This is a genomic window from Lentibacillus juripiscarius (assembly GCF_042685205.1).
Lineage (GTDB): Bacteria > Bacillota > Bacilli > Bacillales > Amphibacillaceae > Lentibacillus > Lentibacillus juripiscarius.
The window spans coordinates 42,309-60,644 of sequence record NZ_JBHUNA010000034.1 but is presented as its reverse complement, the minus strand read 5'-3'; the positions used below and the strand labels follow the sequence as shown (position 1 = coordinate 60,644).

18 protein-coding genes are annotated in these 18,336 nt (G+C 42.0%); 16 read left to right on the top strand and 2 right to left on the bottom strand.

Going from position 1 to position 18,336, the window contains the following annotated elements; genetic code table 11:
• The first annotated feature begins 680 nt into the window (after nt 1–680).
• The 16 genes from ACFSUO_RS14120 (at nt 681) to ACFSUO_RS14045 (ending at nt 16,148) form a co-directional block, all read left to right on the top strand.
• Nucleotides 681–1,796 (top strand): ABC transporter ATP-binding protein, encoded by a 1,116-nt coding sequence (locus ACFSUO_RS14120; protein WP_382395198.1) that lies wholly within the window; start codon nt 681–683, stop codon nt 1,794–1,796.
• Nucleotides 1,793–2,434: an ABC transporter permease gene (locus ACFSUO_RS14115; protein ID WP_382395196.1), complete on the top strand. Its 642-nt coding sequence runs from the start codon at nt 1,793–1,795 to the stop codon at nt 2,432–2,434. Before ACFSUO_RS14120 ends, ACFSUO_RS14115 begins: the two co-directional genes overlap by 4 nt.
• Nucleotides 2,435–2,457: 23 nt before the next feature.
• Nucleotides 2,458–3,366 (top strand): ABC transporter substrate-binding protein, encoded by a 909-nt coding sequence (locus ACFSUO_RS14110; RefSeq protein ID WP_382395194.1) that lies wholly within the window; start codon nt 2,458–2,460, stop codon nt 3,364–3,366.
• A gap of 48 nt (nt 3,367–3,414) precedes the next feature.
• Nucleotides 3,415–4,026, top strand: coding sequence for an ABC transporter permease (locus tag ACFSUO_RS14105; RefSeq protein WP_382395192.1), 612 nt, complete (start codon nt 3,415–3,417; stop codon nt 4,024–4,026).
• Between the two features lie 59 nt (nt 4,027–4,085).
• A complete protein-coding gene (locus tag ACFSUO_RS14100; RefSeq protein WP_382395204.1) occupies nt 4,086–4,787 on the top strand; it encodes a TetR/AcrR family transcriptional regulator in 702 nt (233 codons plus the stop codon).
• A 77-nt stretch (nt 4,788–4,864) separates the two neighbouring features.
• Complete coding sequence (locus ACFSUO_RS14095) at nt 4,865–6,913, top strand: CocE/NonD family hydrolase (RefSeq protein ID WP_382395202.1); 2,049 nt, start codon at nt 4,865–4,867, stop codon at nt 6,911–6,913.
• Between the two features lie 270 nt (nt 6,914–7,183).
• Nucleotides 7,184–7,432: a type II toxin-antitoxin system SpoIISA family toxin gene (locus ACFSUO_RS14090; RefSeq protein WP_382395190.1), complete on the top strand. Its 249-nt coding sequence runs from the start codon at nt 7,184–7,186 to the stop codon at nt 7,430–7,432.
• Nucleotides 7,433–7,575: 143 nt separating this feature from the next.
• Complete coding sequence (locus ACFSUO_RS14085) at nt 7,576–7,821, top strand: hypothetical protein (protein ID WP_382395188.1); 246 nt, start codon at nt 7,576–7,578, stop codon at nt 7,819–7,821.
• Nucleotides 7,822–7,951: 130 nt separating this feature from the next.
• On the top strand, nt 7,952–8,104 hold the full coding sequence (locus tag ACFSUO_RS14080; protein WP_382395186.1) for a hypothetical protein: 153 nt from the start codon (nt 7,952–7,954) through the stop codon (nt 8,102–8,104).
• Between the two features lie 811 nt (nt 8,105–8,915).
• Complete coding sequence (locus tag ACFSUO_RS14075) at nt 8,916–9,179, top strand: hypothetical protein (protein WP_382395184.1); 264 nt, start codon at nt 8,916–8,918, stop codon at nt 9,177–9,179.
• 261 nt (nt 9,180–9,440) lie between these two features.
• The gene (locus ACFSUO_RS14070) at nt 9,441–11,021 is read left to right on the top strand and encodes an L-lactate permease (RefSeq protein ID WP_382395182.1); all 1,581 of its coding nucleotides are present in this window, start codon (nt 9,441–9,443) and stop codon (nt 11,019–11,021) included.
• 78 nt (nt 11,022–11,099) lie between these two features.
• On the top strand, nt 11,100–11,816 hold the full coding sequence (locus ACFSUO_RS14065; RefSeq protein ID WP_382395180.1) for a FadR/GntR family transcriptional regulator: 717 nt from the start codon (nt 11,100–11,102) through the stop codon (nt 11,814–11,816).
• Nucleotides 11,817–11,861: 45 nt separating this feature from the next.
• Nucleotides 11,862–12,581, top strand: a complete 720-nt coding sequence (locus ACFSUO_RS14060; protein ID WP_382395178.1) for a (Fe-S)-binding protein — start codon at nt 11,862–11,864, stop codon at nt 12,579–12,581.
• A gap of 14 nt (nt 12,582–12,595) precedes the next feature.
• On the top strand, nt 12,596–14,035 hold the full coding sequence (locus tag ACFSUO_RS14055; protein WP_382395176.1) for a LutB/LldF family L-lactate oxidation iron-sulfur protein: 1,440 nt from the start codon (nt 12,596–12,598) through the stop codon (nt 14,033–14,035).
• Nucleotides 14,028–14,729, top strand: a complete 702-nt coding sequence (locus ACFSUO_RS14050) for a LutC/YkgG family protein (RefSeq protein WP_382395174.1) — start codon at nt 14,028–14,030, stop codon at nt 14,727–14,729. Before ACFSUO_RS14055 ends, ACFSUO_RS14050 begins: the two co-directional genes overlap by 8 nt.
• Before the next feature lie 858 nt (nt 14,730–15,587).
• On the top strand, nt 15,588–16,148 hold the full coding sequence (locus tag ACFSUO_RS14045; protein ID WP_382395172.1) for a Uma2 family endonuclease: 561 nt from the start codon (nt 15,588–15,590) through the stop codon (nt 16,146–16,148).
• A gap of 212 nt (nt 16,149–16,360) precedes the next feature.
• Here ACFSUO_RS14045 and ACFSUO_RS14040 read toward each other — a convergent pair whose 3' ends face one another.
• On the bottom strand, nt 16,361–17,146 hold the full coding sequence (locus ACFSUO_RS14040) for a sulfite exporter TauE/SafE family protein (protein WP_382395170.1): 786 nt from the start codon (nt 17,144–17,146) through the stop codon (nt 16,361–16,363).
• Between the two features lie 103 nt (nt 17,147–17,249).
• Entirely contained in the window at nt 17,250–18,131 is an 882-nt protein-coding gene (locus tag ACFSUO_RS14035) for a LysR family transcriptional regulator (protein ID WP_382395168.1), read from the bottom strand.
• Nucleotides 18,132–18,336: the final 205 nt, after the last annotated feature.

The following is an 18,336-nucleotide window of genomic DNA, read 5'->3' as shown; positions in this document are numbered from 1 at the left end:
GCTAAGTTAAAGTTACCCATTTTTAAATAAAAACGGTGCTTGACTTATTTTGCATTATACGCTGTCACCACCCGAATTTTGTCGGTTTGTGTCGAATAAAATCTGACCTTTCCCAAGGTATTTCACTATTACAATCGTATTTGGAAAAGAAAAAGTGTCATGTGCAGTTTTTGCATGACATTTTTTCTGTTTGATAGGCGATTATATTAATAGCCCATTTAAACAATGCTGCGTTTTTGTCCATCTGGGCAGGAACGCAGGCTCTTTGTTCAGCATCCTACTAACTAAGACGATGAACCCGTCCCCGCGTCCCATATTTTTAGACAGTTTAAATTTTTTTAATTTCATTAGACCCTCTGTCGTGCAAGGGATGGAGGCGTTTCTACCACGGATGTCACCTTGACAGATTTTCGTGGTTTTATTAGGCTGATTTATATGAACATGTTCTTTAAAAAAACATGTTCACGATATGAACGATGTATTCTGAGCTGGCTAGAAAAAACATCGGCATGCAGGGAGTCACATCCACGAAACTACCTTGTGAGTTAGATAATTTGATGTTTTGAATGCTGTTTAACAGATTGCTTTGCAATGAAAGAGATTAAAATTTTAATGAAGGCTGTCTGAAACAGGTGGAATGTCATTTTTCGTATGCCAAAGACTTAATAAGGGGGATTCACTTGATTGAACTTAAAAATATCGAGAAAGTTTATGAAGATGGTTTTCAAGCTTTAAAGAACATTGATTTGGCGTTTGAGGACGGAAAAATTAACGTATTGATAGGCCCAAGTGGCTGCGGGAAGACAACGACAATGAAGCTTCTCAATCGACTTGTGGATTATACAGATGGGGAGATTATGCTCGACGGAACGAATATCAAAGATGTCAATCCGATTGAATTACGCCGGCAAATGGGATTTGTTATTCAAAACATAGGGTTGTTTCCGCACATGACTATTTACAATAATGTGGCCGCGGTACCAAAATTACTCAAATGGCCGAAAGAAAGAATTGAGGAACGTGTCGTAGAATTATTGGAACTCGTTAACCTTGATCCCCAGACCTACATGAATCGCTACCCATCCGAACTCAGTGGCGGTCAGCAGCAGCGTATTGGTGTTATTCGTGCACTTGCTGCAGAGCCATCCATTATTTTGATGGACGAGCCATTCAGTGCATTGGACCCTATTAGCAGGGAACAACTGCAGGATGAACTACTTCGCCTCCAAACCGAAATTAATAAAACCATTATATTTGTTACACATGATATGGATGAGGCACTCAAAATAGCCGATCAAATTATCTTAATGAAAGATGGCCAAATCGTTCAAAAAGGTTCGCCAAAGGAAATTATCGCTAATCCAGCGGACGACTTTGTGAAAGATTTTATCGGCGAAAAACGTTTGGCAGAGGAAATGAAATTGCCTTCTTTGGATAATTTTATATCAAGGTCATTTGTTTCCATTCAGAAAGATTGTTCGACTGCCGACGCCATTGAGCAAATGACTGCCCACAAAGTTACTGACATCCCTGTTGAAACAGAAGGAGGTATTTATCACGGTTCTATTAATCTATATCATGCTTTAGCTAATAAGGATGAAAAATTGTCTGACCTGCTTGATACGGACACCCAAACAATCAAAAACGGGACTGAAACCGAACAAGTTATCAAACAATTGAACGGTGTCTATACGACAACACCGGTTATTGCCTCAGACGGTCAACTGGTGGGAACCCTTGACCCGTATAAGTTACTTCATGGATGTCTGAAACCGAACGTGGTGATCAGTAATTGACACTCTTTCAGGAATATATTACTTACTTGAGCGAAGATTATTCGTCCATTTTGGCGTATATGAATGAGCATATCATTATTGCGTTGACGGTTATTGTACTATCGGTTTTATTTTCGGTACCGCTAGCGATTTATATGACGAAAGTGAAAAACGAACCAATCAAAACCATCATCTTTAATATCGCAAATGTTTTCCAGACGATACCGACTATTGCTTTATTGGCAATCGTCATTCCATTACTTGGTATTGGCTTTGTTCCGGCAGTCGTTGCCTTGTTCCTCTATTCGTTATTGCCGCTGCTTCGAAACACCTATGCTGGTATGAATTCGGTTGACCCGGAAATCATCGAGGCTGCCAAAGGGATGGGTTTCGGGACATTTGAGCGTTTGTTTAAAGTTGAATTGCCTGTTGCACTGCCTTATGTTATGTCGGGTGTTCGGGTTACATCCGTGTATATTATCAGCTGGACGACCCTGGCGGCATTAATCGGTGCTGGTGGATTGGGTGACCTTATCTTGGCAGGTATCGGCTATAACGATACATTTATGATTTTCACGGGAACATTTCTAGCGATTATTATAGCGATTTTACTTGATCTTGCACTAGGTAGGATTGAAAAAGTATTTGCTTATTCCTAAAAACATATAAGGAGAGAATAATGATGACATTCAGAAAACTATTTCTCGTTGGATTGGTATTGCTGCTGGCCATTGTAGCCGGCTGTGGTGATAAGACTTCGGCCGATGGTGGTAAAGTGTTCACAGCTGCTTCTGCTAAAAATACTGACTCGAAAATTAATGTCCGACTTTTAAAGCTGCTTGTGGAAGACAGAACGGATCATGAAATCGAAATTGTTGAAGATTTACCGGCGAGTCCGCAGATTTTTGCGGGATTCGAACGTGACGAGTTTGATTTTGCCAGTTTGTTTTCCGGTGAAGTGTACAATAACTACTTTGACGACGTTGAATATTCGACTGATCCGGACAAAACGCTGAAGCAGGCACAGAAGTTCTTTGGTAAAGAATATGACATTAAATGGTATGACCCGTTAGGTTACGTCAACAACTATAGCATTGCTGCAAAGCGTAAATTTTTAGAGAAAAATGATGTGAACACGTTAACTGAACTAGGCGAATACGCTGATTCTTTGACACTTGGAACAGACAACGCTTGGATTGAACGTGACAACGACGGCTACAGCGGCTTCAAAAAAACATATGGTTATGAGTTTGGCGATGCACGTGGTATGGATGTTGCGCTTATGTACGAAGGGATCGACAATGGGGAATTGGATGTCGTTACCGTTTATACAGTTGATCCGCAATTAAAGGAATATGATCTGAAGGTGTTAGAAGATACCAAGAATTTCTTCCCGCCCTATGAAGCATCCCTTGTAGCGGCGAATGACGTTGTAGACGAGCATGATAAGATTAATGATGTTCTTAAGTCACTCGTTGATACGGTTAGTACAAAAGAAATGACGGATATGATTTATGAAGTGGATATTGAAAAACGTGAAATAAAGGAAGTGGCTAAAGAATTTCTGCAGGAAAAAGGAATGCTTGATTAATGGGGAAAGGTGATGCTGATGACTTTTATCACTGAATTAGTCACATATATGGCTGAGAATTACAATGAATTACTGATGCTAACACTGGAACATATTCTGATGGTTGTTTATGGTATCGGGCTTTCCCTTGTTGTCGGTGTTCCTCTTGGCATACTAGCGGCACGGTTTGAACGATTAGCTCCGATTATCATTTCAATTACGAACGTTTTACAGTTGATACCGAGCCTTGCCATGCTGGCGATTCTGATGCTTTATCTTGGGTTTGGGTTCAAAACCATTGTCATAGGACTGTTTCTCTATTCTCTTTTACCAATCGTTAAAAATACGTATGTTGGTATCAGGGAAGTGGATGATAGCGTCATTGAATCCGGAGTAGGTATTGGTATGACGCCGTTGCAGCTGCTGGCTAAGATACAATTCCCCTTATCTATTCCTTACTTGATGGCGGGATTGCGTCTGGCTGCAGTTATCGCGATTTCGGTAGCAACTATTGGCCCTTATATTGGAGCTGGTGGACTTGGTAAGGAGATTGTTTCAGGGATTAGTTTGCAATCTGATGTCAAAATTTATGCTGGAGCCATTCCAGCTACGCTTATCGCAATTATTGCCGATTTGGCACTAGGGACAGTTGAACGCAAAACGAAAAAGCGACTTGCCTGAGTATGTCCTGATCATATGTCGGTGCCTATGTAAACGGAAGCTGGGAGGGAAAATTAGTGATGGCAAACGAAAGGAAAAAGATTCAGACAGCCCGAATGTGGCGATATTTTCTGGATGCGGCATCGGAATTAATGGAGGAAAAGGGCCTGAATAATATTAAAATAAGAGAAATTGCTGATCGGGCTGGGTATACGAGTTCAACTGCTTATAATTATTTTCGGGACCTGTCTCATTTGAAGTTTTTTGCGGCGATGCGTTATACCACTGCATATGTACACGATTTGCCCAATTACATGGAAAAAGGCAATAATACCGTTGAAAAATGGTTGTACGTGTGGGAATGTTTTTGCCGTCATTCTTTTGAACTTCCAGAGGTTTACTATCTTTTGTACATTGAAAATCTCGGTGTGATTCCTGAAGAAATGATGAAGATGTATTATGAGGTTTATGCAAATGAGCTGATTGACTTATCAGACGAGGTACAATCCATTATTACGCATCACGATATTGCAAAAAGAAGCGCATTATTCATTCATAAGACAACTGACGAAGGATTTATTAAAGAAGCAGACCTTGAATACATCGCTGATTTAACGATGGTCATTTGGACTGGCATGATGATGAATTTGCTTAACCTCAGGAAAAGCTATACAAAAGAAGAAGCGGCAAAACAAACCATGTATTTTATTAGGAGAAGTATCATCGATGTTGTCGTTCCGGAGAAAAAACACTTGATTACGTACGAATATGGACGTGGTTAAACAATTGGGGTTACTCCTGGCTTCTATCGATGATCGCTGGGAACATCGACAGTATTTTTGGAGGGGTTGAAACATTTATGGTTTTTAACGTAGCAGATTCAGACCACAGAACAATTAAGACGGATTTTCCAAGAGAAATCAAAAAAATAGATCATGTATGGATTCCACTGTCAGACGGCAGTCGCCTTGCCGCAACCATTTGGCTGCCGGTTGATGCGGAAACGAATCCGGTTCCGGCAATTTTGGAATATTTGCCTTACCGAAAGGATGATTTCACCGCAATACGCGATTCCATCCGGCATCCTTACTTTGCCGGTCATGGTTACGCCAGTATTCGAGTGGACATCCGGGGTACTGGCAACTCGGATGGCCATTTGCCGGATGAATATTTAAAACAGGAACAAGACGATGCTCTGGAAGTATTTGACTGGATCGGCAAGCAGTCATGGGCCACTGGAGATGTTGGTATGATCGGCAAATCCTGGGGCGGTTTTAATGGCTTGCAAATTGCCGCCCGTCAGCATCCGGCTTTAAAAGCAGTCATTTCATTATGTTCCACGGATGACCGTTATGCGGATGATGTCCATTACCGTGGTGGCAATATATTGGCTTCCGATATGCTGTGGTGGGCATCCACGATGTTTGCCTACAGTGCAAGACCCCAGGACCCGGAAGTGGTGGGGGAAAGCTGGAAAGATAATTGGCTGGAGCGTTTAAACACGACGCCTTATGTTCATGAATGGATGCGTCATCAGGCGAGAGATGCCTACTGGAAGCATGGTTCGATTTGTGAAGATTATTCCAAGGTTGATATTCCGGTATTTACAGTGAGCGGCTGGCAGGACGGCTATACAGATAGGGTGTTCCGTCTATTGGAAAACCTCCCCTATGCGAAAGGACTGATTGGACCATGGGCACATGAATTTCCTGAGGTTGCCACCCCTGAACCGGCAATTGGATTTTTGCAGGAATGCCTGCGCTGGTGGGATCAATGGCTGAAAGGCGTGGACACCGGGGTAAAAGATGATCCGAAATTAATCTCATGGATTCAAAACAGTGAACTGCCGCAAGTGAATTACGATGAACGACCAGGAAAATGGGTTGCTGATGAGAGCTGGCCATCCGCACAGGTAACTGAAAAATATTTTTGGCCGAGCGGAGATGGCAGATTGCAAAATCGTGTGTCGGACGAGCAAGCCGTTGTTGTGCCGAGTGTCCAGGAACATGGGATGTATGCGGGTGTCTATTGTCCTTTTGGGGAGCCGGGGGATTTACCTGCAGACCAACGTTTGGAAAATGGTAAAACGGTTGTATTTACAACGGATCCATTTGAGGAAAGCGTCGATTTGCTCGGTGAACCGACATTCCACATGACGTTCACTTCCGATCAGCCAAATGCGCTTGTAGCGGTCAAGCTTTGCGATAAGGCACCGACAGGCGAATTGACGTTAATCAGCTGGGGCATGCTTAATCTTAACCATCTTCATTCCCATGAACACCCGGAGGCACTCGAGCCTGGCGACGTTTATGAAGCAACGGTTAAGTTGGATGCACTCGGACAGAATATTCCGGCTGGACACCGACTGGAACTTTCGGTGGCACCAACGTATTGGCCACAGGCATGGCCATCCCCTGAACCGGTTACATTGAATGTGCTGACTGGTGAAGGAACGAATTTGTCATTACCGGTACGCACTTCAAGACCGGAGGCGGATGCTCAAGTTTCATTTGAAAATCCGGAAACCGCCAAAGTAATCGACAGGGAAATTTTGCGAGCGGAACAAAGAACGCGTGATGTTGTGCATGATACGGTAACCGATACTTGGCAATTAAAAGATTTTTCGGATGAGGGAGAACGTTTATTGCCGATGAACGGAATCCGGCATGGCAGTAAAAACAAAAATACGTTCACGATATCATCCGGCGATCCGCTATCAGCCAATATTCGATGTGAATGGGAACTGACTGTTGGCCGTGATGATTGGGATACCAAATTGCTCACTGACAGTACTATGTCCAGCGACGCCACATCGTTTTATTTGACCAACACCATGGTCGCACTGCTAAATGGAGAAGAAATATTCCGCAAAACATGGGAAGAAGCTATTCCGCGGAATTGGAATTGAGGTGCCTGTCACCACCCGAATTTCGTCGAATCTTGTCGAATGAAATAAAAGCCCACCTTTAAATATTGTGTCACTACTACAATCGATTCGGGAGAAGAAAAAGTGTCATGTACAAGTCAGCATGACACTTTTTCTGTTTGGTAGTCGATTATAGAAAACAAACGGTCACTTATCCCTCCTTAACGGGCAGCAAGACCCCCTACTTCAATATTTCAAGGAAACCCAGAAAGATAAGTAGGGGATTAGCTACCAGAAGATCCGATTGCAATAATGGTAGGGGGACTAGCATTTTTTCAACTCATTGATAAGGGCGACTGGCAGTATTTATTAATGGGGGCGGCGGTGATAATATTTGTAGATATTGCTGTGTTTTCCATTCCAACCATAAGAAAGATATGGAAAACAGAGTTTGGATCACATGATGACATTAAAGAATACATACAAAAGAATGATTTGATGGCTGAAAACCAGCAGGATAAATTAAATTATTTCTCAGAATTGGTTCAATTAGCGCCTTGAAGAAGGTTCCGCGGTTTATCCCAACTAACCAATTACCACAAACGATTATAAAGGGATGGTAAATCTGAGATTACTAACTTGTTGTTATTGATGATCATTATCGGGTATAATTATATTAGGTGAAATAAAAGGGGGGGATTCTCATGGATGAAATAGATACAAAAATTCAACCAAAAAATTTGAGAGATGCAGGTAGTCGGAAATCAAAACAGTCTAGTAGAGCGATACAGGGATCCGCAAATCCAGGATTTCGAACAAACCGATCACAAGAGAATGCAACTCCTTTATTTGAACTTTCAAATAAGCGAAACATCCCAACGACAAAGTTAGATGAGGCATCAAAAACAATTTATACAAAAAATATGGAAAAGCTGCGCCATAAGCATTAAAACAACTATAAATTAAAAGCCCTCTAGGAAAGGTTATTTCCGGAGGGCTTTTTAACGTTTTGATGTATATAATTTTTTCCACCCGGCATAGGATATAATAATTAAATTAATAATTGAGGAGACCGAAGCTATGTCAGATGAAAAAGGATCAGAACTTGACAGTAAGAAAACAAATATTTATCCAGTACCCGGGAAAATTACGAAATGGAGAGGACAGACGAGAGAACAAAAACGACATAAGGATATGATGGAAAGGTTAAACCGATGGGAACGGAAAGGGTAGGGTACTTGTCACTTCCCGAGTTAAGTGAATAGTGTAGCGAACAGTACCAGGAACTGTTCTCTTACTCAGAGAAAGTAAGAGTCCGAAATAGTGCAATTGAGGCACGAGACGCAGTGAAAAATATAAGAAGCTAGGAAAGACAGGATAACTTTACTTCCTGTCTTTTTTCTTTCTCGTTTACTTCAGTTCAGCCAGCGAAAATATACCCCTTTTTTGTCGAAAATCATTGGGCTAGTGCCTGTCGGGCTAGTGCCTGTCACCACCCGGATTTTGTTGAATTATGTCGAATGAAACCTGACCTTTCCCAACGTATTTCACTATTACAATCGTATTTGGAAAGGAAAAGTGTCACGTGCAGTTTTGCATGGCACTTTTTCTGTTTGGCAGTCGATTACGAAAGGAGGTGATGACCATGGAAAATTTTCTTGAGTTTCTTTCCGTTTGATACTGTGGATATACAACAAGGTTTGATTTGCGTTCTGTTTTTAAATATTTTTTTATTGTTTTGCAGGAATATGGTTTGTTTTGTCGAATTAAGGCTAATAGATAATTTATTTATCTTCAAAGCACCCCTGTTTTTACTTCGATTACTTCTTCATTTATTTGCATTCCAATAATCTACTAAAAAGGATACTTCCATCTGGGGACAGAGATAACCCGTGAACAACGTCAAATCCTTAATTTACTGGGCATACTTAGGAAATATTTGGTGGCCAGCTAAAAAAAGGCATGGATACAATCCGTGCAAAATACTGTAATAATGCTCTTTTTACGGGTTTTTGTTTAATTAAAATTAGGTGGTGATAAAAAGATGAATGAACCGAAAAGAAGGCGTCTTAATTTGCCTTTGGCTAAAGTTGGACCGTCAAACAATCAACAAAAGCTACAAAAAGAAAACGAGGCTATCATTCGAAGGTTCCATGCCAATCGTTCCAAGCGACAAAGGAAAACGAACCCAAACAAATCTTTTTTTATCGCTGAAGGAATCCTAGAAGACATTATTTCCGAGGGATATACTGAATATGACATTCTGAAGGAGTTCAGAAGCAGAATTTCAGAGTTGGACTCCAACTAAAAACCGTTTGTTTGTATGTGCCAGTCACCACCCGAACTTTGTCGAATTTTTCGAACGGACGAAATAAGCGAACAGTGCCTGGCACTGTTCGCTTATTTAATCTAGTTGGCGAAAATATACCCCTTTTTTTTGTCGAAAATCATTGAAAAAAATAGGCTAATATGGCAGATTAGTAGTGTGGTCATCAGATGACCTTATCACTAACTTTGTAATCGTTTTATTTGAAGGAGAAGTTAAAACCTAAAAGGGGGGAACTGATTCATGTATTTACTTATAGCCTTCAGTGCAATCATTGCGCCATTTCTTTTTTTGGTTATATTACGAATGCCGGCAGCTAAGGGCATGTCGATTAGTGCTGTTATTGTTATTTTGTTAGCGCTGACAGTCTGGGGCATGGAGGGGAATGTTGTTACATCCTCATTATTGCAGGGAGGCCATAAAGCATTAACGATACTATGGATATTATTTGGCGCCTTGGCTTTATTAAAGACCCTACAAAAAACTGGAGCAGTGGATCGAATTAATCAAGGATTTCAAAGTATTTCTGGGGATATGCGTGTACAAGTGATCATTGTTGCTTTTCTGTTTGGATCATTGATTGAGGGGGCAGCAGGTTTTGGAGCGCCTGCGATGGTAACCGGGCCATTATTGTTTGCATTAGGTTTTGGACCTTTGGCTGCGGCAACCATTGCATTAGTAGCCGACAGTACAGCGGTCGCCTTTGGAGCTGTTGGCACACCTGTCGCGGTTGGTTTGAGTAATATCCCTGATGCGGGGGAGACATTTTTTCAGAACATAGCTGTCTCTGTGACAACAATGGACATTTTTGCAGGGACGTTTATTCCATTCATTTTAATTGCTATATTGACGAGCTTTTTTGGTAAGGGGATCAAGGATTCATTTGCTCTCTTACCATGGACTTTGGTCATTGGCGTAGTGTATACAGGATCTGCTTTATTGTACGCGGCCGTGGTTGGTCATGAGTTTGTATCGATTCTTGCTTCGCTGACAGGTTTGGTTGTCGCTACATATACAGCGAAAAAAGGTTGGTTATTGCCGAAAACAGAATGGAAACTGGCGTTAAGCGATGATTTTCAAGAGAGCCCTGAAAAATCAGATATGGGGATTGTGACTGCTTGGTCACCTTATATTATTGTCGTTATCCTGCTTCTCTTCACACGTATTGTGCCATGGCTTAAAGACTTCGCTATGTCAGCGATTGACCTTACATGGTCGAATATTTTAGGAATAGAAGGCATTACGTCAGATTGGGAGTTTTTGTATTCTCCTGGCACGATCCTAACACTTGCTGCTTTCGTTGCTATTTTCATTCAGCGCAAGTCATTAACAATATTTGCAAAGGCATCAAAAGAATCCTTATCATCTATGAAAATGACAGCGATTTCCTTGGTTGCAACCTTGGCAATGGTTCAAGTCTTTGTTAACTCAGGCATGAATATGAATGATTTAGTTAGCATGCCACAATATATAGCGGAGTCTTTGGCTGATTCGCTTGGTTCTATTTGGATATTTGTTGCACCTTTTCTAGGGGAACTGGGCGTTTTTATCACAGGGAGTGCGACGGTTTCAACATTAACGTTTTCTCCAATCCAATTCAATGTTGCAACGGATATAGGGCTGGATGTCAATACCGTATTGGCGGCACAGCTGATTGGTGCAGGTGCAGGAAATATGATCTGTGTACATAATGTAGTTGCGGCAAGTGCTGCTGTAGGCTTGTCCGGTAAAGAAGGAGATATTATTCGTAAAACGTTAATTCCGGCTTTTATTTATGGTTTGCTGGTTGGTGTTGCGGGCTTTGTTTTCATAAGTATTTTTTGATAAGGCTCACCTTTTAAAGGGTTTTTTCAACTTCATTTTTTCAGTAAAATGAAATCAAATGATTAGGAGTTGAACGACATGCGTTATAAGAGGATACAAACGAAAAAGATCTATGAAGAGATTGCGGAGTCTATTATAGATATGCTAAAGAATGAGCAATTAAAGCCCGGGGATAAATTAGAATCTGTTGAGCAGCTGGCGAATAATTTTGAAGTTGGCAAATCCGCTGTCCGTGAAGCATTAAGCGGATTACGCTCGATGGGGATTCTTGAGATGAAACAAGGGGAAGGAACGTATGTAAAGACGTTCGATCCTTCCAAATTCGCATTACCAGTCACAACAGCCTTTCTAATGAAGAAAGATGATGTGAAAGAACTGTATGAGCTTCGAAAAGTATTGGAAGTGGGAACAGCTAAACTGGCTGCTGAAGTCCTGGAAGAAGAAGATTTAATACCAATCGAAAAGGCCCTGGTAGTGATGGGGAATGCGATGGGGAACGAAGAACTGGCATCAAGCGCCGATATGGATTTTCACGTGGCAATAGCCCACGCAACACATAACCGGTTACTCATCAATTTGATAGCTAGTGTGTCCGATCTCATTTCTGAAACAATATATGAAACGAGGAAAGTACTGCTGTATTCGGAGAATCGGTCGGAACAATTATATGCCGAACATGAACAAATCTATCAGGCTATCAAAAATAGGGAACCTGAAAATGCACGCAAGTATATGTATGATCATTTAGAAAGAGTCAATCAGGATTTGTTTACGCATATTGATCGTATGGGCTGAGATGCTGATCGTTCAACTAGGAAATTTTGAATGGGGAGGATGACGATGAAAATATCATTATTTGTAACGTGCCTTGGAGAGTTATTCTATCAGGACGTCGCCAAGGACATGGTGGAAGTGTTGGAGCGGCTTGGCTGTGAAATAGATTTTCCTGAGGGACAGATTTGCTGCGGGCAGCCGGCATACAACAGTGGCTATAGGAAAGAGGCGCAAAAAGCAGCAAAGCAAATGATTGCCAGTTTCGAAGCATCGGAATATATTGTGACGCCATCCGGATCATGTGCGGGAATGTTTAAGGAATATCCCGGGCTATTCCAGGAAGACGAGGCTTGGCGGGAAAGGGCGCAAAAGGTTGCTGATAAAACGTATGAACTCACCCAGTTTATCGTGAATGTGCTCGGGGTGGAGGATGTTGGTGCGTATTATCCGGCAAAAGCCACCTACCATACATCGTGCCATATGATGCGCTTACTAAAGGAAACGGATTCACCGTTCAAGCTGCTGAATAACGTCAAAGGACTGGAGCTGCTGCCACTGGAAAACAGTTATGACTGTTGCGGATTTGGCGGGACGTTTGCTGTGAAAATGGGGCCGATTTCCGAGCAGATGGTGGATGAAAAAGTGCGTCATGTTGAGGAATCCGGTGCGAACGTTCTGATTACAGCTGATGGCGGGTGTCTGATGAATATAAAAGGACGGATTGACCGTGAAGGGAAACCGGTCGAAGTAAAACATATTGCACAGATTTTAAATGCTCGTGCGTAAAGGAGGCGATGGTTATGGCAATGAAAATCGGTGATAAGCCGTTTTTTGACCGTGTGGACGATGCTTTGGATGACGACTTTATGAGAGAGTCGATGGCTGCGGCACAAGATGGTTTAAGGGGTAAAAAACTTGCCGCGACAGAGGGCGATGAAGCGATTGGTGACTGGGAAGCGTGGCGCAATGCCGGGGAGGAAATACGCCGGCATACATTGGAAAATTTGGATTACTACCTTGACCTTATGAGTGAAAACTTCGCCAAAAGGGGAGGCCATGTCTTTTTTGCTAAAACGGCGGAAGAGGCGAATGCCTACATACAACAGGTTGCCAAAGAAAAAAATGCCCAAAATGTCACGAAGGCGAAATCGATGGTGACAGAGGAAATCGGGCTGAACGAGGCGCTGGAAGATGTCGGCTGCCAGGTGCATGAAACCGATCTGGCGGAGTATATTTTACAAGCGGAAGAGGAGGATAGGCCGTCGCACATTGTTGTACCGTCTCTGCATAAAAACAAATCACAGATTCGTGATACCTTACAGGAAAAGGCTGGTTACACCGGAACCGATAAGCCAGAAGAATTAACCGCTTTTGCTCGGAGCCAGCTGCGTGATGTGTTTATGCAGTCAGATATCGGGATTACTGGCTGTAATTTTGGTGTAGCGGAATCCGGTTCTGTCGCCCTTCTTACCAATGAAGGCAATGCCAACATGGTGACAAGTTTTCCCGACACGCAAATTAGTGTCATGGGGATGGAGAGACTGGTCCCGTCGTGGGAAGAACTCGATGTAATGGTCAATCTCTTGAGCAGAAGCGCCGTCGGGCAAAAAATCACGACGTATGTAACCAATGTGACTCCTGAATTGGAAGAGGACAGTATAGACGGTCCGAGTGAATTCCACCTCGTGATTGTTGACGGCGGCAGATCGAACGCATTGGGGACGGAATTTCAGTCAGCGTTGCACTGCATCCGCTGTGCCGCTTGTGTCAACGTTTGCCCGGTTTACCGGCATATCGGCGGTCATGCGTACGGTTCGATTTACCAGGGACCTATCGGAGCTGTTCTCTCCCCGATTATCGGCGGTTATGAAGAATACGGAGAACTTCCTTATGCATCCAGCCTTTGCGCTGCATGTACGGAGGCTTGTCCGGTTAAAATTCCGCTGCATGAACATTTGATTCGGCACCGCGAAAATTATGTTGAGCAGGGTTATCCGGCCAAGAGTGAAAAGGCGGCCATGTCAGCTTTTGGCATCGGTGCAAGCACACCATCCTTGTACAAGGTTGCAACAAAAGGGGCACCAACGTTTGCCAAACCGCTCGTGAAAGACGGTTCGATATCAAAAGGGCCCGGTCCGATGAAACTATGGACGGAAATCCGGGAATTCCCAGCGCCGGGTAAAGACAATTTCCGGAAGTGGTTCAAGCAGCATAAGGAAGGGGGAAACGGTGATGGCTAAAGGTTCGATTCAAAATAAGGATTCATTCTTAAACCATATCGCTGAACAGCTCGGAAGGGAGCGCAACACGGACGTGCCGCTTCCTGAATGGGAATACCAGCCGCAATGGGATGTGTATCAGGATAAAACAGCGGATGAACTTTGCGGGCTATTTAAGAAAAACAGTGAGGAGAAAGATACACACGTCCTGGAAACGACGAAACAGCAGCTCCCGGAAATGATGGAACATGTGATGGAAACGTATGGGGGAGCGCCAATGGTTTCAACGGATGATGAACGTTTTGGAACGTACGGATTGACGGATGTATTGGCTAAAAACGGTGTGCATCAGTGGGATCCAGAACAGGGCAAGGAAAATATCGAAAACGCGAAAGCGGCCAATATCGGATTCCTGTTCAGTGATGTGAGTCTGGCGGAATCCGGTACGATTACCCAGTTTAATGACAAACATATCGCCCGGGCCGTCAGTCTGCTGCCGACAACGTATGCGGCCATTGTTCCAAAGTCTTCTATTGTACAAAGGATGACGCAAGCCACGGAGCGGATCCACAAACAAGTCGAGGATGGCCAGAATGTGTCCTCGTACATTAACTTCATAAGCGGACCGAGCAACAGCGCAGACATTGAAATGAACATGGTTGTCGGTGTGCACGGTCCGGTTAAAGCTGTTCATATTATGGTGTTGGATGCGTAGGGTTGTAGGGGGTGCCTGTTTCTAGGAGGTGCCTGTCTAGGAGGTGCCTGTCACCACCCGAATTTCGTCGAATCCAGTCGAATAAAATGGAAGCCCGTTAATATTACAGTGTCGTTTACTATTACAATCGAATCGGGAAAAGAAAAAGTGTCATGTATAGTTTCAACATGACACTTTTTCTATCTGGCAGTCGATTATAGGGAATAAACGGTCATTTATCGGTACTGCCCCCTACCTTGGAAAGCACGTAGTTTTAGACAGATTACATAGACAAGACGCAGGTACGGTTGTAATCACATCCTGTACTGAAGCGATAAAGACAGGTTATGGCGGGTCTAGTAAATGCTTTTTCTACAACAATCCCAATCTATATTTTTCGATTTTATCGATAATGGTCAGATAATATAGGGGACAAGCTAGTTTCATGCAAAAATAAACAAGGGGGAAGAAAGATGTCAAACGTTACAAAGATGAAAATCCCAGAGCACTTTGAATATCTTTGATAACCTTCGAGTTAGCTAGTTTTGTTCCAACGACCGTTCCAATGACATATTCCCCTAAAATATTACCCGGGAAATAAAAATGTGAAATGGTGTCGTTGTGGTGCCTGTCACCACCCGGATTTTGTCGATAGGGAGAGGGAAAAGTGTCATGTACAGGTTCGGCATGACACTTTTTCTATTTTGCAACAGAAAGAATGGTCTCATCTATAGTACGATGCGGCTTGAAATCGATTATCCCAGCTGCCAGCCAAGTAGCCCGAGGATTTTGACTTGTGGTGCCAAGTTGATCCACACATACGACATAGTTTCTTTTTTTGTTTGAATTGACATAATTGAAACAAGGATGGTGTTTTAGATGTGTTTTTGGAATAAAAAGCACAGTACCTATAAAGAATTCGAGAAGTTAAGGATAGAAGCGGATGACATATTGGAGTATATTGATGGCGTCATTTATATGTCCCCGTCTCCATGTATAAGGCATCAAGAAATTTCCTCTTTTTTACACGGAGAACTCTACAATTCACTCAAGGGAAAGGATTGCAGCGTATTTTCCGCTCCGACCGATGTATTATTTGATCATGCGAATGATGAAGCCAAGAAAAAAGTCGTTCCGGATCTATTTGTTACTTGCAATCCGGAAAACTTTACGGAGAGTGAATACGTGGGGCCTCCTGAGTTCATTATAGAAATTTTGAGTCCTTCTAGCAGGTCACACGATATGGTTACGAAATTGAATCTTTATATGAATAATGGCGTCAAAGAATATTGGATTGTTGACCCCATAAAGAATCACATAATGCTATATGCCAAAGATCACAATAACGAAGTGCAGTTTGATTTGATGAATATCGGCGACGTGGCTATTTCCAAGACCATTACGTCTTTTGAAATTAACCTAAATAGACTGTTCAATTAGGACGGGCGCCTGTCACTTCCCGAAGTAAGTATACTTATAATAACTAGATGAAATTAGTCTCGAAGCTGAACCCATCCGTTTCACATGGCAGTTAGTTAAATAGCCCCATGCGCCTGCCAATGCATATGTGGGGTTATTTATTATGGTCGGACATCAGCCCTTTGTTGTAAATCCTGGCAGTGTCCATTTTTAACGTGTTTTTCACTGTAAGCTTAACCAAAATATAAACGGACTCCCATTACAATTAATAGAATGGAAAGCATCTGGATGATAACCTTACTTGAGATTTTCTTGGATATACGCACACCTATATAAGCACCAATTATGATGCCCAATCCTCCCCATAGTACAGTTAGCCAATTCACATGGTCATAGAAGATTTGCAATAAAACACCTGTTGATGTATATAGGCATAATGAAAAAATCGATGTTGCGGTAGCGATATGTGTCGGAAAGCGGAATATATAAATTAAAATTGGTACAAGTAACCATCCCCCGCCGATTCCTAAGTAGCTTGAAAGTATTCCTAAAAAAACGCCAATAGGTAAAAACCATTTGTTACTTAAAATGGGATGTGCAGCATTCTGTTTGGTTTCTTGTGCAATTTTACTTTTGTTTTTCGATGGGAAATTCTTTATAAACAAAAATATTCCTAATGATATAAGGGTAGTTGCAAAAATCCAAAAGAAGGCTGTGGATTGGGATGATTGAAATTGGAGCAGCCACACACCAATAAAAGAACCGGGAATAGCCCCCATTCCTATTTGTATACCTGCTTTATAATCGATTCTGTTTTGTTTGGCATATCCTGTTACACCTGATAAAGCATTAATAAGTACAATGACTAGTCCTGACCCTGCAGCAAGAGCGGGTTTCATGTTAAAAAATAACAAAAGGGCGGGGACAAATATAAAACCTCCACCTGCTCCAACAACTGTTCCATAAGATCCCGCCAAAATACCTGTAATAAGCAAAGCAACTGATGTCGTTATGGTCATTTTTCTCTCTCTCCATGTTTTACGTTATTGTTATTTTACTTTAACAAAACAAATGGAAAGCGTATAGTTACATATAATCATAGGTTATAACGAATAGGAATACCTAATCACTGATAAAATTAACAAATGAAACCACATTATTTTTATAGAACTGCTGGTTTTTACGCACTAACCATAGATCCCGTTTTAAGTTTGCTCCCCGTATAGAAGTTTCTTTAAGCCTTCCTTGTTTAATTTCCTCAGCTACCGTTAATCTTGAAACAATACTTACCCCAAGACCGGACTCAACAGCACTTTTAATTGCTTGTGTCGTTCCCAATTCCATGTAGTTTTCCATTTTATCAAGAACGTTATGGTCCTTTAGGATCTTTTCTATAATTAATCTTGTTCCGGAAGTTGGTTCTCTCCAAAGCATTCTTTCGTGAGTAATCTCGTCAACGTCAATTTCCTTGCGGTTGTTCCAGGGGTGATCGGGTGGATGAATCATAACTAATTCGTCATCCGCGAAACTTTCTGCCAATAAATCTTCGTTCTGAACAACGCCCTCAACTAGTGCAAGGTCCAACACATCATTGGATAATTCATCTACTATTTTGGGGGTGTTGTTAATGGTTAAAGATAATTTAATCTCGGGATTTTTCTTTTTAAACTTTCCCATTAGACTGGGCAGCAAGTATTCTCCAATCGTAAAACTAGCTCCTATCGTAAGTCTTGTATTGGCGTAGTCGCGTTTTTCTTGAATAGCCTCCTGCGATCTGTTGTATTCATCAACAATTGATTTTGCATAAGGGTAAAGTAGTTCTCCGTTTTTCGTGACTGACAGCCTGCCATCCTTTCGCTCAAATAACAGAACGCCATATGCGCTCTCCAAATGCTGTATTTGCTTGGAAACAGCCGGCTGCGAGACGAATGACAAATTTGCTGCCTGACTGACACTGCCCATATCAACAACCAAGCAAAACATTTTAAAGGTGTCTATATTCATGTAAAACCCCCCGTTTATGAATCCTCTGTGCATTTTATTAGGCTGTTTTCTATTTGATCCGTTTTGCATAACTCCAAAGAATGAAACGCTACTAAACTATTTTACTAACACTAGCACTAGTGTTGTGTGATGCATAGCTGCCGAAGCATTCCTTGTCCTAGATACCATCATTAAAAATTTCGTATAGTGATTAGCTTATCATATG

What these genes read in the sequence shown, in the direction of transcription:
- ACFSUO_RS14110 (WP_382395194.1), top strand. Translation starts at nt 2,458, where the DNA reads ATGACATTCAGAAAACTATTTCTCGTTGGATTGGTATTGCTGCTGGCC.
- ACFSUO_RS14105 (WP_382395192.1), top strand. Translation starts at nt 3,415, where the DNA reads ATGGCTGAGAATTACAATGAATTACTGATGCTAACACTGGAACATATT.
- ACFSUO_RS14100 (WP_382395204.1), top strand. Translation starts at nt 4,086, where the DNA reads ATGGCAAACGAAAGGAAAAAGATTCAGACAGCCCGAATGTGGCGATAT.
- ACFSUO_RS14095 (WP_382395202.1), top strand. Translation starts at nt 4,865, where the DNA reads ATGGTTTTTAACGTAGCAGATTCAGACCACAGAACAATTAAGACGGAT.
- ACFSUO_RS14090 (WP_382395190.1), top strand. Translation starts at nt 7,184, where the DNA reads ATGGTAGGGGGACTAGCATTTTTTCAACTCATTGATAAGGGCGACTGG.
- ACFSUO_RS14085 (WP_382395188.1), top strand. Translation starts at nt 7,576, where the DNA reads ATGGATGAAATAGATACAAAAATTCAACCAAAAAATTTGAGAGATGCA.
- ACFSUO_RS14080 (WP_382395186.1), top strand. Translation starts at nt 7,952, where the DNA reads ATGTCAGATGAAAAAGGATCAGAACTTGACAGTAAGAAAACAAATATT.
- ACFSUO_RS14075 (WP_382395184.1), top strand. Translation starts at nt 8,916, where the DNA reads ATGAATGAACCGAAAAGAAGGCGTCTTAATTTGCCTTTGGCTAAAGTT.
- ACFSUO_RS14070 (WP_382395182.1), top strand. Translation starts at nt 9,441, where the DNA reads ATGTATTTACTTATAGCCTTCAGTGCAATCATTGCGCCATTTCTTTTT.
- ACFSUO_RS14065 (WP_382395180.1), top strand. Translation starts at nt 11,100, where the DNA reads ATGCGTTATAAGAGGATACAAACGAAAAAGATCTATGAAGAGATTGCG.
- ACFSUO_RS14060 (WP_382395178.1), top strand. Translation starts at nt 11,862, where the DNA reads ATGAAAATATCATTATTTGTAACGTGCCTTGGAGAGTTATTCTATCAG.
- ACFSUO_RS14055 (WP_382395176.1), top strand. Translation starts at nt 12,596, where the DNA reads ATGGCAATGAAAATCGGTGATAAGCCGTTTTTTGACCGTGTGGACGAT.
- ACFSUO_RS14050 (WP_382395174.1), top strand. Translation starts at nt 14,028, where the DNA reads ATGGCTAAAGGTTCGATTCAAAATAAGGATTCATTCTTAAACCATATC.
- ACFSUO_RS14045 (WP_382395172.1), top strand. Translation starts at nt 15,588, where the DNA reads ATGTGTTTTTGGAATAAAAAGCACAGTACCTATAAAGAATTCGAGAAG.
- ACFSUO_RS14040 (WP_382395170.1), bottom strand. Translation starts at nt 17,146, where the DNA reads ATGACCATAACGACATCAGTTGCTTTGCTTATTACAGGTATTTTGGCG.
- ACFSUO_RS14035 (WP_382395168.1), bottom strand. Translation starts at nt 18,131, where the DNA reads ATGAATATAGACACCTTTAAAATGTTTTGCTTGGTTGTTGATATGGGC.